A 14,755-nucleotide genomic window follows, 5' to 3' on the forward strand; every position below is an offset into this window, starting at 1 on the left:
TTTTTTGGATATCCTGTCTCTGACAAAATGTATGGTTTACATTTTGTAGGCGACAAAATGCCTTTCCGTCAAGCATGATTTTCGGTCGCGCCAGTGGACGCCTCGTCGGCCATCGCCTCTATGTCAGCGATAATGCTCCTCAGGATTGCTATCTCGCTTTCCTCATCATCAGTGTTCCAGCGCGTTCTGACCCTCACCTTCGCGAGCAGACCCGCCAAACTTCTCGCCCGGGTGCACATGACGCGATCGAACGCGCGGGCCGTCGTCGCAGCCTTTTTGGCCTCCTTCTTCTCCGCCTTGCGAACAAGTGCCATGAGGCGATCCACCGCCTCTTCGAGTTCGGCTGTCTTAGCGGTAGCTTCCTTCCGTCGATCGTCCGCGGCACGGAATTTTGCTTCGAGCCGTAGAAGCTTTGCGTCGGTTTTACCCATCACGCCGCCTCACCTGCCAGGCGCCTGATATCGGCGGCGATCGAAATCAAGGCCTCGCTCTTGGCGTCGATTTTGTCGGCCGCCCGGAGCTTGACGATGATCCCCGCCAACGTGTTGGCCGGCGTTGCCAAAATGCGGTCGCCGACCTTGTAAAACTCGGCTGAGCGCGCGCGGTATGCGGCCTCGGCGGCATCAACGCCGGCCTGGCGATTTATCTCATCCACCTTGTCGAGGAAGGCATCCTGCAGGGCCCTTTGCGCGGCCCGCTGCTGATCACGAGCCCTGTGGAAATCGCGCAAAGGCGCCGGCTGTTTCTCCGGAATTGCAAGGTCCCGAACAAGCATGGATGCAACCATTTCGTGGACGTGGTCCGGCATGCGCGGTTCCGCCCAAGCGGCAGGCTGCGGCGGATAGAGTTTGTCGGCGATCTTGCCGGCCCGGCAGCAGGCTTTGTTCGCCAGATTCATCTGGGTCTCGGCTTCCGCCATTTCCTGATCAAGCCAGAAAAGGTCGGCGTCGGGATGCTCGGCGGCAGGCGCGGCCGGAATAGCCGCCACCAAGGCAGCGGCGGCGGCTGACGATGCCGCCAGGCTATGAAGGACTTGGCGGCGGTTGATTGACGGCAAGCCTTCGGCGGCTGCCGCAACGAGTGCGTTCGGCATTGCAGTTGCTCCTAGTTGGGCATCGTGATATCTATTGCGCATGATGCCCAACTAAGGGCACATTGTCAACACCATGCGCAACGTTGGGCTTTATGACTATTTCACCGGCACAAATACGGGCAGCTCGCGCCCTTGTTGAGATGGACCAGGCGGTCTTGGCTCGTAATGCTAGCGTGTCGCGAAATACCGTCGTGGATTTCGAAAAGGGCCGGAGGATGCCAAACCCTAACAATCTCGCGGCCATGCGCGCCGCCTTGGAAACGGCTGGCGTGATCTTTGTCGATAAGAACGGCGACGGGCCAGGGGTGCGCTTGCGGAAGGATGTCTACGAAGCGGAGGTGGCGGCGAGAGCCGGCGCAGCGCTTAGGGCGCTGAAAAGAGAATAGGAGGCCTTGGGGATGGCAAACGAAACCGACGATCAGATTTTGGAAAAAGTCGCCCGCAGCCTGGTCTGTTTTGCGCGAACAATTAGAGCCTTGCCCCCGGCCCCCCTCAAATTCTGAGCCCCTGCCCGCAAACCCTCGCAAGATCAGCGAGGACAGGGCTCCAACGCGCTGCCAAGCACGTAGACGATGCCGCCTTCCATCTCGCCAGCAATGCCGCCCTGCGCCTTCACGGCCGCCACGCCGGCCGCGCTGAGCGCGCCTGTCGCCAGGTCGAGCTTTTCCCCGCACCGATCGCACATCGTGCACCATTCACCCTTCTCGCGACGCCATGGACCCATGGTGTGGCCTCGCGCGGTCGCCCGTCGCACCGCAGCCGCTTGCGCCGTGGCGATGCTCAACGCCGGCAGCAAAGGCGCGACCCGAGTGTGAAACGTCGGCAATGTTTCACGGGAAGAGGACTGAAACGGCCGTGAGGTGCGGCCGGGCAACGAGATCGACTTCTTTTTAGGCATCGGCCCCCGCGCCCCCGTCCGCCAGGTGTGCGGCGACTTCCTGCCAGAGATCGGCGATACGATTGCTTGCTTCGGCGATCATCAGCCTGCGAAACAGCCGGTCCTCCCGGTCGTCGATCTCGGCCATGGCGCAAGCGATCCTGACCAGCTCAGTGTGTTCCTCACCGATCCTCTGAAACCGCTGCGACAGAAATTCGCCGTCGAACATCGTTCAGCGCGGCCCCATCAAATGGCCGGCCCTCGACCGTCCAGTATCCGCGCGCACTGTTGCCAGCGTCGGCGCCCTTGCCGTCGCGTTGAACGCTGCACCGGCCTCGGTGCCGAGCTGCTTGCCTATGCCGGCGACCATCGCTGCAAATATCCCTCCGGCCTGTTTGGCGCCGTCGGTGATCGATTGGCCGGCCTGCTGGCCGCCACTGGCGATCTTATCCTCGATCTCGGCGCCAACGGGGGCAAACCAGTCGCCATCTGGCTGCGGCCCGCCGCCCCCACCTGGTGGAAGCGACCAGGCGCTATCCGGCCGGTACGAGGATCCTCGGCCGTGCTGGGCTGGGTAGAGGTTGCTGCGCACCACAGGACCGAGCGGCGTCGGCGCGCCGTAGGGCAGCGGAATGGGCACGCCATTGGCGTCAGTGCCGGCGCCGAAACTGGGATCACGAGGCATGCCGGCGCGCCGCGAATCGCCATATTGCTTGTAGGCGGCAGCCGCGCGAAGCTCTTCATCGGAGCGATAGCCGCCTCGCCGGGCCATCATGTCCTTGTCCTCGTCTCCGTGAGTGATGCCCCAGGCCGTGCGCGCGGCGAACCCGTGAACGCCGCTTTTTTCGAGACCGGCATTGACTGAGTTCGCGTAGCCCAGCGTATCGACGATGTATTTCAGCCCGTCGACGACGCCCAGTGAGGCGGCGAAATCGCCGGCCTGAATCTGCAGTTGGCTGAGGGTTTCCTTGATCCGGTCAAGACCGGCCTGCGTGTTTTTCAGCAGCTGCGCGTTGTTGCGATCGAGGACGCCAGGCGCATTCGCCGCGATCTCCTTTTGGGCGGCGACGATCTCGTCGTAGTGTGCAAGGATCACGGTCGCGGCCTGGCGGGCTTCCTTGTCGCCGAAAATCTGGCCCAGCCTGTCCGCCTTGCCGCCGGTGGCCTCCATCAAAATATCATGCGTCACCTTGAGCATGTCCTCGCCATTTTCGCGAGCGGCCGACATGCGCTTCAGAAAGCTTCCGCTGATTTTTGAGAGCCGCTTCTCGACGTCCGGACTGGAAAGCTTTTCGAGGAAATCGCCGACCGACGTCGCGGCCTCGCCGACCGTGCCGGTATAGTTCGCCATCACCTCGAGGAATCCGACCATGCGCTGCGCGCCCTCGATCCCCTGAAACCCCTGCTTGGCCGCCGACGGCAGCAGCGAGGGAAGGAAGCGCGACATATCCGGCGCCTCGAATTTGCCGGCCGAGCTGCCGGCGGCGATGATCGAGAAGAACTTTTCGGCGTCCTTGGTTGTCAAGCCGAGCGACAGGCGCGCGGTGTTCCAGCTGTTCACGACATCCTCGCCCGACGCGCCGAGCGCCTGCTGCGACTTGGTGAGCAGGTCCAGATCGTTGCGGATGTCCGTGAGGCTGGCGCCGGCGGCCGCGTAGGCACCGACGGTCTCCATGACCTGGTCGGACTGCAGGGCGTAGGCTTTGGCATAGTGGTTCACGTCCTGATATAGGCCCTGCATCTCGTCGCGCGACGCGCCAAGCGTAAGGCCGATTCGCGTGAGCTGGCGCTCGACAGAGGCAAATTCCTTGATCGATTGCGTGAGGGCGTACCCCGCGACGGCAGGTCCAATAAAGCGCCCGATCGGCATGGCCGACATCGTGCGATTGAGCAGGCCTTGCGTCCTGTTGAACGCGATCGACTTCTGATTGACCTGGTTCAGCTTCGCCCCGATCTTATCGAAGGCGCCCATCGGGCCCAGCTTGGCAGAAAGCCGCATCACGGCTTCGATCGTACGATTGCTCATTTCGTGCTCCTGCGATTGTGATATGCGACGGCGCGCGCGAACCAGGCGAGAATCTCCGACATCGGCATGCAGGCGACATCGGCCGCCCGCATGCCAAACCGGAATATCAACTCATCGGCGCGGGTTCCGACTTCGAGGCAGGCGAGGCGGTTGCTGGCTCGCCATACGTAAAAAAATCGAGCACAGCGACCCGAACCGCCCTGGCGTCTTTGATCCCAAGCTCGCCAAGCATGTCGACGCCGGGCTCGACGACGCAACGGCGGACATAGGCGGCGACCGTTTCGACGTTCTCGATGACCACGTTGTTGCCGGCGGCGCGCTGCATCTCGTAGGGCTCGCCCAGCTGCATGAGATCGTTGAACCGCGGCTCGCGCACCTTCACCGTTTCGAAGATGGTGCCATGTGCCTCATAGCGCCGCGACAGGGTGACGGTCTTCTCGGTCATTGGCATTCTCCTTCAGGTTGCATGATGTGTGCTGCACGCGTGCACACACATTCGTGCGTGTACCGCTTTCCGACGCGCCTACTAGAAAAATCCCGGGATCCCCCGGGCCCGTATAGGTCAGAGGCGCCTGATACGGTCCCTAGACCGGGGGGTGGCTGACGGTGCGCATGGGTCTCACCCTTCGGACCTTGCCCATCCAAGGGCCGGCAGCTGGTTGTCGACTGACTTCCAATACCCCAAACCATTGTTTTAATTCCTCTGCACCACTTTGCGATAGTTAGCGATAGTTTAGCGATAGTTTTGTTGTTTGTTTTCAATAGGTTCGATACTTGCGGCACTTTTCGTCGCCTATAGCTATAAAATTGAGTTTTGTTTCTTAAATTCTCTCGTATATAGGGACGCGTATAAGTATCGCAGGGTGTCGCAACTATTTGAAATTGCTACCTTATTCTCGCTGAATAAGGTGTCGCGAAGTGTCGCAAACTGGTGCAAGTGTCGCGCCGAAAAAGCCAATGAAAACAATGAAAGCGCCACTTTTCCGTGCGCTGACCTAAGGCGGGGGTACGGGGTTTCAGTCATTTGAACCGCGCTTCATAGGTGATGATGCGGCCGGCAACACGCCGAATGCCGGTCTTCTGCATCAGCAATCCAAACCTCGTGAGGGTCAGACGAGGCGCGATCATCTCATCCGCCCATTCAATGTAGGCTTTGTGAAGCTGCCGTGCGGCGATGCCGACCCGGCAGTCTGCGACCAAGCGCGCCTCGACGAATGCGGCGACGTAGTGCAGCAAGCTCAAGTCAGGGGGTCCGGGGGATTTGCCAACTGGCGGAAGACCGAGATCCTGCCACAGCTGGCGCGCAGCTCTGGCGCCAAATAACCGACTGGCAGCGTCGACGACGTGGGCTTTCGACGCCAACTCCGACCAGTTTTCGGCAGCCGCGGCGCGCTTGTAGGCTTTCCATGCGTCGGCAGCGCACCCAGTGTTACCGGCCTGCTGCATCCAGTCGCGCCGGCCGCCTTCGTCCAGCGCGTTCCACCAAGCCATGCCGGCGTGTTCGTCGGCCGTCGGCGCGGGATCTTCCGAGTTCGGCGATGCTGCGCTTCCGATCCAATCGACAGCGGCCGAGTTTGACAAATCGGAGCTAAGTTGTTGATATTCGGCAGCGGGTTTGACGGAACTTTCGCCGTAAGCCCTTGACTTTGGCTGCTCAACGGTTGACTGAAAATCCGCGTGTCGGTGGTTCGAATCCGCCTCTGGGCACCACTACTTCTTCATATAAAATCAACGGCTTGCGGTGTCGCCAACTTGGCGACTTACGGCATTTCATGTCGCGCCGTGTTGCGAACTGTTACCGTTGATTTTCAAGGGTTTCCTGCGACTGTCGACAACTCCACGCGACATGAGCACGCGTAAAGCGCGCCGATGTTGCTGTCCGATCAATCGGCTGCTCGATTAGCGAGCACGGACTGTAGGAAGCGAAGCGAATGAGGTCTGGTATGACTTTTGTAAGCGGGGCAAAGGCCATACCAGAGGATTCGGTCAGGCCGCCTCAACAGGGCGAACGATAGGCAAGTGCATCGTTGGTCACCGGCGAGCGCCGTCGCCAAACGCACTGATGAGCAGAGGCGAGCAGCGCTTTGTCTGATTGAGCCAGCCTCATGGCAAATGCTCGGTTTCAAATTTCATGTGCCCGCCGGCTTTACCGCTTTCTGGCAACCACCAGGAAATTCTGCGCAAGCTCCGCCGGAATCCTGGCACTTGCGCAGATCCTTTCAAACGGCACGATCAATATTTCGCAGAGTCTTGGCAGCAATTTCCCGGGTCGCGGCAAAAAACCGTACCCAACTATCCGCTCGACAATAAAGCCATTTGCAATGAGCGTCTGCTCGTATCCTTTAATGCTCAAAGTATGGCGGACTGTCCCTCCTGCATAACGGTTCAGAATGCGGCAGACCAGCCCTATTGGCGAGGTCGCATTCATGTGGATATTCGAGATAAGCAATCCACCTTCGTTCAAATGCGCGCTGATGGCCGACAGTGCATCCTTCCTGAGCTCATCTTCAGCATTGAGGAAGAATCTGAATGCCGTGACCACGTCGAACCTTTCGGCAAGCGGAGAGAACGTAATATCAGCGCGGACCAATTTCACGTTCTTCGGAACCCGTGCGCTAGCCAGCATAGATTGGGAGATGTCAACGCCGACGACTTCACCAAAAAATTGAGCTGCGATATTTGCTATGCGGCCTGTGCCGCATGCGAAGTCCAGGCATTTCCGGTTCGGCCCGCCGACAGGCAGGAGAATACGTTCGACCAAAGGCTTTTCGATACCCGACCACAGAGCTGCATAGTAGCCGGACCGGAACGTGTCGGAGTAATGGGCACCGTACCCATCCGTCTGGTGGCTTGCTCGGTAACCCCGAAGAGCGGGTGCACGGTTCTCATGGACGCTGCCTAACGGTCGCCACTGCGCCCGCAGAAATCTGCGAATGCCAACGAACGATCTCACCGTGAGCACCATGCAACTCGCGCCTCTAGTCTGGCCCGACGCATGCCGTCGCGGGCAATCCGTGCCCCACGATGCGCGCGACGACCTGTTCGAAATTGCGTGGGTCGAGGCCGTCGACACGCATCAGCGGCCATTTGTCTTGCAGGCATTGGCCGATCTCCCTCGCGATATCCGCTTGCTTCAGGCCCCTGACCACTCCGACTTCGAGAAGGCGCTCGAGGTACGGCTGCCGCGCATACCGCTCAATGAGGCGGTGGCGCAGCGTTTCCCCGGGCGCGTCGACTTGAATGAGGAGATCCGGTCGCGGCAGGAACGTCAGGCAATTACGAACCATGTCGATACTTGGATTTCGTGCCAACAGGACGAGCGCACACAACGCCTGAACGATGCCCTCTTCGAAAATGAAGTACCCTTCTGAGGCCTGCGCTGTATTCCAGGCTTCGAAGAGCAAAACGACGTCGATCTTCAGACGCAACGCCCATATTCGACTTTTTGGAGGGATCGATGCCAAAAGCCGCGCAGCGGCCCCCTCGCTCGGCGGAGTCGAGAACAAGACCGGACTCGCGGTGGCGAGCTTGTGCACCAGACGCTGGATGCCATGGCGTGTCTCCGGGCCTTCATCCTCGACCGAATCGACTTCGCTGCCGAAAGACACAAAATCAATCCGGCGATAGCCATTGACTGTCTTCACACGGATGTCGCGTTTCGCCAGCTCACGGCAAAGGGCGCGGAGAAGGGTCGTCTTGCCTGCACCAGGCGGACCGAACAACTCGATGATCATGTAGGGACCTCCCGAACAGGACGCAGAAAGATCGGATGAAGCGAGTTCGCCCGCTCCGGCGGTGTGGCGAGCGTAAACACTCTGGCATCAGCCTGGCCGAGTTGACCCCGCTCGCTGGCATCCTGCTGACGCCGCAAAAAGCTTTGGAGGAGATGCGATGCGGCGGGAGACTGCCTTTCCATGGCGTGCAGTCCCGCCTGTTGAGCCGCGACAGCGTTGCCGGTTGACTTGAGAACTTGCAATTGCTTCTCGATCGCCTGCGCTTGCGGCTGGTTGACACGCCTGTCGCTGTCGAACTGGCTCGTCGCCCGTGCCATCTCCTGATCGATCGAGCGCCCCACGGTTGCCCGTTGGTCGACGTCGGTCGTCGTGGCTTCCACGCGTGCGAGCCTCGACGACCCGACCCCGCCGCCTGCGCCAACACCTCCGTCGTCGCGCCGCTTGCGCCCATAGGAATATGGACCTCAGAAAGTCTCTAAATTGCCTGTGGATCGGAGCTTACTAGGAGTGCCGAACCATACCATCATCCATCTGAATGACTGTCGGCACCACGGCACGCGTGTTTGGGCGCTGAACAGGGCAACGAGTTCAGGCCGAGCGGGCCTGACGCGACACAAACGCGACATTCGGCCTAAAATCTGAACAATATCAATCACCGACAGCGGACTGAAAATTCGCATGTCGGTGGTTCGAATCCGCCTCTGGGCACCATTTTTCCCTGTACGGCCCGGAGACATGGATAACAGTTTGTACCTAAGACATGGGTGACAACCTCGCGCCGATCGGATTGTCGATGGCGTGCAAGGAATTATCTGGACCATGGCGCCAGCGGCTCCTGCTCGCCGGCCAAATGTCGATGAAGAGCATCTTCGGCATCTTGGGTCCCGCTCTGGCCATAACCGGTCTACAGACCGAGGGCGCAGCCGTCCTTGCGCGGTTCAGAACCGCCCAGCAGGGTCCCGTTTGCCCAATCGATGCGAATGGCCTGCGCACCGCCGATCGGGTCCGTGGCCGGAATGATTTCGAAACCGCGTCGGCTAAGTTCAGCTACGGTTTCGCCAGCGAGCCCGTGTTCGGCCTGGACGTTCATGGTGCCGCTGACGGGGGCGACCCGCGGCAGATCAATCGCCTCCTGCAGATCCATCCCGAAGTCGAGCACCTTCGTCAGCAGGTGCGCATGGCCCATTGCCTGGTAGTAGCCACCCATAACGCCGAAAGGCATTTCTGCCCGGCCGTCTCTCGCAAGCATCCCGGGTATGATGGTATGCAAAGGTCGCTTGTTCGGCGCCACTGCATTGGGGTGCTTGGGGTCAAGCGAAAAGCTTTGCCCGCGATTGTGCAAGACGACACCGGAGCGTGGCGAGACCAGGCCCGAGCCAAAGCTGTCGAAGACCGAGTTGATGAAACTGACCGCATTGCGATCCTTATCGACAACGGAAATATAGACCGTGTCGCTGTGCAGCGGCATATCGAACGCCGGCAGGTCCGCGCGGGCGCGCTTTAGGTCAATCATGCCGGCCAGACGATCGGCCCAGGCATTCGACAACATGTCGGCCACCGGGACCTCGGACGCATCAGGATCGGCGACGAGCAGGTCACGCGCGGCGTAAGCGAGGCGTGTTGCTTCGATTTCCAGGTGAAGCCGGTCCGCGGATTGCGGGTCGCCGTGCGCTTCGAAGCGCGAGAGGATGTTTAGAATGAGCAGCGCGATCACACCCTGGCCATTCGGCGGACATTCGAACACATCGCAGCCTCGAAACGCCGTGCTGATCGGGGTCACGTATTCGCCTGTTGCCGAGGCGAAATCTTCGAGTGTGTGCAATCCGCCGAGCCCACGAAGATAGACGACCATGTCGTCGGCCACAGGGCCAGTGTAGAAGGCCTCTCGTCCCTTCTTGGCGATCAGCCGCAGCGTTGCAGCCAACTCAGGCTGGCGATGCACTTCGCCAACGCCTGGCGCGCGGCCGTTTGGCAGGAAAATCCGTTTCGCGGCTACATCGGAGGCCAGAACTTCTTCTTCCAACGCCCAGTCACGATGGACCCGCGGTGAAATGGCGTACCCTTCCTCGGCGAAACGTATAGCGGGGGCCAGGATTTGATCGAAGGGCATATGTCCATGATCAGTGTGCAATCTGGTCCAGGCATCGATGGCTCCCGGGATGGTGACGGAGCCAGGAGAATTGCGGGCCACCTCCGCCATGCCACGTTCGAGGAACCAGTCAATTGTGAGGGCGGCGGGTGTCCTGCCCGATCCGTTGTAGGCGATGACCTCGCCGGATCCGTTTCGCGACAGAAGAGCGAAGCAGTCGCCTCCAATGCCGGTCGAGGCTGGCTCGACGACACATTGCACCGCGCAGGCTGCGATGGCGGCATCCATGGCGTTGCCGCCGGCCGCCATGATCTCCACCGCCGTCAGGGTCGCCGACGGATGAGAGGTGGCGGCCATGGCCTCGCGTGAAACGACGACCGAGCGCGTTGGTTTCTCAAAATTTCGCATGCTATGCCCTTCTGATCGTGCTCAAGAGGCGGCGTCGCTCATCGTCGAGGGGCGGTGCCGCAGATGCCGCGACATCCAGTATTCGAGTGCCGCCAAGGCACGGATGATCGCGAAGTTCAAAGTGAGATAAATGGCGCCCGCGCAGATGAAGACTTCAAAGGCGCGGTAGGTCTGGGAGATCAATCCCTGGGCAATTCCAGTCACCTCCATCAAGGTCACGATGGAAGCCAGAGACGTGCCCTTGATCATCAGGATGATTTCATTGCCGTAACTCGGCAGCGCCTGGCGAAAGGCCAGCGGCAGGATTACGTGCCGATAGGTCAAATAGGTGGACAGGCCGACAGACCGGGCCGCCTCGACAAGGCCGCGTGGCACCGATTGAATCGCGCCGCGGAGGATTTCGCTGCCATAGGCGGTGGTGTTGAGTGTCAGCGCGATGATTGCGCACCAGTAGGGTTCGCGGAAAACGGCCCATAATCCAATTGCCGACAGTTGGTGCCGGAATTGACCAAGGCCATAATAGGTCAGAAAAATCTGCACCAGCAGAGGCGTGCCCCTGAACACGGCAACGAAGCCACGGATCGGCAAGACGACGAAGGGCGATTCCGATTGCTGGGCAAGCGCCAATGTGACGGCAAGAACGAAGCCGGCAACGATGGAAGTCAGGGCCAGTTCCATCGTGAGCGGCAGGCCGGCGAGTAGCTTCGGCAGGATTTCGAGGAAAAAACTGAAATCTATCATGCCGACCGGACGCGCCACGGCGCCTTGCGTTCCAGACGGTAAAAGGCGTGGCCCGTGACGGAAGCGATAGCCAGATAGAGCAAGGCTGCAGCAATGTAGAAGATGAACGGTTCACGGGTCGAACCTGCAGCGATCTGCGCCTGGCGCATCAGTTCAACGAGGCCGATTACCGATATCAGCGACGAGTCCTTCAGAACCAACTGCCACACATTGCCGAGACCTGGCAGCGCGCATCTCAGGAGCTGGGGAAAAATAACCTGTCGCAGCCGCTGCAGCCGGTTGAGACCAAGCGCGCAAGCGGCATCGTGCTGTCCCTGGTCGATGGCAAGGTAAGCCCCTCGATAGACCTCGGCCTGATAGGCGCCCGAGATAATGGCGATAGCCAAGGTTCCGGTGGCAAAGGCCGGAACGCCGACGAATCCGGACCCGCCCAGGCTATGACCAAGCGAGGTCAGGGCGACGCTTCCTCCATAGTAAAGCAGATAAATGGTCAGAAGGTCGGGCACGCCCCTGAAAACCGTGCAATAGCCAAGGGCCAAGAACCTCAATATTTTGGAGTTGCGGAGACGCCCGGCCGCTGCCAGCCCGCCAAAGACAGCGCCAAGCGCAAAGCCCAGCACAGACAGGAGCACTGTGACCGAGGCCGCCATGAGAAGAGCAGCCCCCCAACCTCCGTGCTGGAAACCAAGCAGCCGGAATGCGTCAACCATTGATACCCCCGGCATTGATACCCCCGGCAGGACGAACGGCTCAGCTCCGGAACGTGGTCAGGAATGGCCGTTCGCCGGCAAGCGCTTACTTGACTGGAGTGACGTCGCTCTTGAGCCATTTAAGCGACAGGGTTTTGATCGTGCCGTCGGCGGTCGCGGCGTCGATGGCGCCGTTGAGCATGTCTTTCAGCTTGGTGTCGTCTTTGCGGATACCGGCCCCGGAGCCAAGACCGAAGAGACCCCCGACAAACCCTGGTCCTGCAAGCGTATAGTCGCTGAACTCCGGCTTGCTCAGGGTGGCGGCCAGCGCTGTCTGTTGCGCGAAGAGCGCGTCGATGCGACCCGCGGCGAGATCGAGATCGTGTTGCTCGGTGGTCTTGTATTCGCGAATCTCGGCGACGTCCGAGAAGTATTTTTTCAGGAATTCCAGGTTCGCCGTTGCAGCCTGAACTCCAATGATCTTTCCCTTCAGCAATGGCTTGAGCTTGTCGATTGCCGCCTGCGCAGAGGCTTCATTCTCCAGCTTGAACCGCTCGTTGGAGATGCCGAGCTTGCCCAGTTCGCTATCCTTGGCGACCGCGAAACCTGAGGGATCCACGGCATACGGCTGGGTAAAGTCAATGATCTTCAGACGTTTTTCAGTGATGAACATGCTCGCCATGATCACGTCGAACTTGCCGACGGTCAGCGCGGGGATCATGCCGTCCCAGTCCTGTGCGACGATCTTGCACTCGATCTTCATTCGCCCGCACAGATCATTGGCGAGATCGACTTCGAAGCCGTCCAGCTTGCCGTCGGCTGTTGTGAAATTCCAGGGCGCGTAGGCTCCTTCGGTGGCAATGGTAATTGCCTTTGGTGTTTCTTGTGCAACGGCGGCCTGGACCAGGCCGAACAGGACCGACGCAATGGCTGCGATGCGGCTAATTTTCATATCATTCTCCTCTTTTTGCCGGTATGGCAGTTCCCTTTCGTCGTGCCGGATTATCTTCCGGCTTCAACGAGTTAGATGGTATTCCCTAACGACGGCCGGGACTTGCGAAGTTGGCCAGAAGCGGCGCCGTCTCAACGATATGATCCCGCATGACGATCTCAGCCTTGCCGGCATCACCTGACCGCAGCACGTCGATCAGGATCTCGTGCTCGGCACGCGCGCTGGCGGGTTTGTCGACATAGTCGAACCAGATGCGCAGGTAGGGCTCGATCACGACGTGCAGGCTGGCAATCTGCCGGACCAGCTTGGGTCTGTTGCTCAGTTGGCAAATCTGCAGATGGAAGGCCTGATGGCGCACGACCCAGTCGCTGCTGCCGGTCTGGCTGGCGCGCTCCATGCGGTCGAGCTGGCGTTCCAGTTCTTCAAGCACTTCGACATCGATGTGCGGCATGGCAAGCCTCACCGCCAGCCCTTCGAGCACCGAGCGCATTTCAAAGGTTTCGTAGATCTCGTCGAGGGTAAGCCCGGCGACGATGCAGCCACGGTTCGGGCGAATGACCACAAGACCTTCCGCGGCCAGTTGGCGGAATGCTTCGCGAACCGGCATGCGGCTCATGCCGATTTCCGTCGCGATCTCTTCCGGGATCAGCCGGTCCCCGGCCCGATAACGCCCCATCCTCAGGGCCCGCTGAATGTGGCGATAAGCTTCCTCCTCGGCGGTCGTGATGCCCAACGGCTGGATTGCGTCAGCTGCCATGTCCCAGGTCCGATCAGAGCGTATCTGTGTATCCACTTATCCAGTTGTCGAAACCTGTGTCAAGCACCGATGCTTGGGCGCTTTAGAATTTCTCTTGTGAGAATAAGCACTTGGTAGGGGAAATCGGGCTAAGCGCGCCGTCATCAGCTAAGCCGCTGATCGGCCTACTTTTCAACATATCCGGCAAAAAGGCCCGCCGCTCCATTTGCGAAGCGGCGAGGCCCCATATTCGGGGACGATTGCCGGGATTTCCCGGCATTACCTGCAGTGCAATTCAGGTGCCAGAATTGTTGACCCAAAACGGGTCACCGCACCGGAGGCGCGAGCGCGGACCTTCCGCGATCACGCTACTGCCGCGCATTGCCGTTCCTGCTATGTTACTTTGCGGCGGACGTAATTTTTCCGCCTGGCCGGCGCCCCATCAGGCAACTTACCCCAACGCGCCCCCCAAGTGGCGCCGGCCATTTTCCCCTTATTGGGGCACGGGCGCGCCGATTCCGTTATGCGCTTTCGAGCTATGGCAATCCGCCGGCGAGCCGCTTTGTCCAGCCTGCAACCATCAGTCCGCACGCGATTCCCGCGCAGTCGGCCACCCAGTCGAATAAATCCGGGTCGCGCCCTATCAGTTGCACGGCCTGAAGCCCCTCGATCGCCGCACCCGTGAGAACGAGGAGTACGATCAGCTTCGCCTTGCGTTCCGGCCAGCCGAGACTTCCGAGAGCCGCCAGGACGACGAAGGCGGCGGCGTGATTGAGCTTGTCGTGATCAAACGTGAAAGCCAAGCCAAGGCCCTGCAGGAGTTGCTCCGGCAGAAGGGCGAACAGCAGAACGCCGGCAAACGCGGCCGGAAAGGCAATCCTTGCCACGATCTGATAAGAATCCAGGCGCAACAAGGATAGAATGGCCTTTCGTCCGAAATCTGCAGGGAACACCGGCCGCTGAATCGAGAGCGAGCGCGGTGTCCAATTTCCGCCGTCGGGGCGTCCGGTGCATCGTCAGAATGAATGAATGCCTCGGGTCAGCCGCTGGCAGGCCGAACTGCTGGGGAGGGCTCTGCATGGTGTAGCTTCCGCGATCACGCAATTACCTGCTGCGCCAGCGCGGCTACAATCTGGCTGCGGCGGACCTGATTTCCGCTTGGCCGGCGCTGCGTCAGGGCACCTTACCCCATGCCACACGAAGCAGCGCCGGCCAGAATTCCATCGATTGCGTGATGACCGACCCGCGTCAAAAAAGCCCGCCGCCCTGTCGGACGACGGGCTCCGTTGCCTGGGCGCCAGGGCGCCACGGTAGCGACTGATGTTACTAGAGCCTTTCACGTTTTGATGGAAGCGTAGCCGGCGTTTGCGAAGTAGTTGTTGCATTCGGTTGCCTCGATCGTTTCAACGA

The 14,755-nt window shown here is 60.2% G+C and carries 17 protein-coding genes; 1 reads left to right on the forward strand and 16 read right to left on the reverse strand.

Going from position 1 to position 14,755, the window contains the following annotated elements; all coding sequences use genetic code 11:
* Positions 1–68: 68 nt before the first annotated feature.
* Together NKI97_RS30590 and NKI97_RS30595 are read right to left on the reverse strand one after the other, a co-directional pair.
* Positions 69–431 (reverse strand): hypothetical protein, encoded by a 363-nt coding sequence (locus tag NKI97_RS30590; protein ID WP_352838096.1) that lies wholly within the window; start codon positions 429–431, stop codon positions 69–71.
* Positions 431–1,093 (reverse strand): hypothetical protein, encoded by a 663-nt coding sequence (locus tag NKI97_RS30595; protein WP_352838098.1) that lies wholly within the window; start codon positions 1,091–1,093, stop codon positions 431–433. The genes NKI97_RS30590 and NKI97_RS30595 overlap by 1 nt, the downstream gene beginning before the upstream one ends.
* A gap of 92 nt (positions 1,094–1,185) precedes the next feature.
* Between NKI97_RS30595 and NKI97_RS30600 the strand changes: the two genes are divergently transcribed.
* Positions 1,186–1,479 carry a helix-turn-helix domain-containing protein gene (locus NKI97_RS30600; RefSeq protein ID WP_352838099.1) on the forward strand — a complete coding sequence of 98 codons (294 nt, stop codon included), beginning with the start codon at positions 1,186–1,188 and terminating at the stop codon, positions 1,477–1,479.
* Positions 1,480–1,622: 143 nt separating this feature from the next.
* Here the strand turns inward: NKI97_RS30600 and NKI97_RS30605 are convergent, their stop codons facing one another.
* The 14 genes from NKI97_RS30605 to NKI97_RS30670 all read right to left on the reverse strand — a co-directional run bounded on the left by NKI97_RS30605 (position 1,623) and on the right by NKI97_RS30670 (position 14,259).
* Entirely contained in the window at positions 1,623–1,991 is a 369-nt protein-coding gene (locus NKI97_RS30605; RefSeq protein ID WP_352831410.1) for a hypothetical protein, read from the reverse strand.
* Positions 1,984–2,199: a hypothetical protein gene (locus NKI97_RS30610; RefSeq protein WP_352838101.1), complete on the reverse strand. Its 216-nt coding sequence runs from the start codon at positions 2,197–2,199 to the stop codon at positions 1,984–1,986. The genes NKI97_RS30605 and NKI97_RS30610 overlap by 8 nt, the downstream gene beginning before the upstream one ends.
* Before the next feature lie 3 nt (positions 2,200–2,202).
* Positions 2,203–3,996 (reverse strand): phage tail tape measure protein, encoded by a 1,794-nt coding sequence (locus NKI97_RS30615; RefSeq protein ID WP_352838102.1) that lies wholly within the window; start codon positions 3,994–3,996, stop codon positions 2,203–2,205.
* Between the two features lie 106 nt (positions 3,997–4,102).
* Positions 4,103–4,441: a hypothetical protein gene (locus tag NKI97_RS30620; RefSeq protein WP_352838104.1), complete on the reverse strand. Its 339-nt coding sequence runs from the start codon at positions 4,439–4,441 to the stop codon at positions 4,103–4,105.
* Between the two features lie 575 nt (positions 4,442–5,016).
* Positions 5,017–5,487 (reverse strand): hypothetical protein, encoded by a 471-nt coding sequence (locus NKI97_RS30625; RefSeq protein ID WP_352838106.1) that lies wholly within the window; start codon positions 5,485–5,487, stop codon positions 5,017–5,019.
* Between the two features lie 655 nt (positions 5,488–6,142).
* The gene (locus tag NKI97_RS30630; protein WP_352453412.1) at positions 6,143–6,757 is read right to left on the reverse strand and encodes a class I SAM-dependent DNA methyltransferase; all 615 of its coding nucleotides are present in this window, start codon (positions 6,755–6,757) and stop codon (positions 6,143–6,145) included.
* Between the two features lie 217 nt (positions 6,758–6,974).
* Positions 6,975–7,730, reverse strand: coding sequence for an AAA family ATPase (locus tag NKI97_RS30635; RefSeq protein WP_352453411.1), 756 nt, complete (start codon positions 7,728–7,730; stop codon positions 6,975–6,977).
* Complete coding sequence (locus tag NKI97_RS30640) at positions 7,727–8,110, reverse strand: hypothetical protein (RefSeq protein ID WP_352453410.1); 384 nt, start codon at positions 8,108–8,110, stop codon at positions 7,727–7,729. The genes NKI97_RS30635 and NKI97_RS30640 overlap by 4 nt, the downstream gene beginning before the upstream one ends.
* Before the next feature lie 524 nt (positions 8,111–8,634).
* Positions 8,635–10,227, reverse strand: a complete 1,593-nt coding sequence (ggt, locus tag NKI97_RS30645; RefSeq protein WP_352838108.1) for a gamma-glutamyltransferase — start codon at positions 10,225–10,227, stop codon at positions 8,635–8,637.
* 21 nt (positions 10,228–10,248) lie between these two features.
* Positions 10,249–10,968 (reverse strand): ABC transporter permease, encoded by a 720-nt coding sequence (locus tag NKI97_RS30650; RefSeq protein WP_352457755.1) that lies wholly within the window; start codon positions 10,966–10,968, stop codon positions 10,249–10,251.
* Entirely contained in the window at positions 10,965–11,678 is a 714-nt protein-coding gene (locus NKI97_RS30655; RefSeq protein ID WP_502894790.1) for an ABC transporter permease, read from the reverse strand. Before NKI97_RS30655 ends, NKI97_RS30650 begins: the two co-directional genes overlap by 4 nt.
* An 85-nt stretch (positions 11,679–11,763) precedes the next feature.
* Positions 11,764–12,609 (reverse strand): transporter substrate-binding domain-containing protein, encoded by an 846-nt coding sequence (locus tag NKI97_RS30660; RefSeq protein WP_352838110.1) that lies wholly within the window; start codon positions 12,607–12,609, stop codon positions 11,764–11,766.
* 85 nt (positions 12,610–12,694) lie between these two features.
* Entirely contained in the window at positions 12,695–13,342 is a 648-nt protein-coding gene (locus tag NKI97_RS30665) for a GntR family transcriptional regulator (protein WP_352453407.1), read from the reverse strand.
* A gap of 539 nt (positions 13,343–13,881) precedes the next feature.
* Positions 13,882–14,259, reverse strand: a complete 378-nt coding sequence (locus tag NKI97_RS30670; protein ID WP_023677392.1) for a VanZ family protein — start codon at positions 14,257–14,259, stop codon at positions 13,882–13,884.
* Positions 14,260–14,755: the final 496 nt, after the last annotated feature.

The organism is Mesorhizobium sp. M0296, assembly GCF_040321675.1.
In the GTDB taxonomy this organism is placed as follows: Bacteria; Pseudomonadota; Alphaproteobacteria; order Rhizobiales; family Rhizobiaceae; genus Mesorhizobium.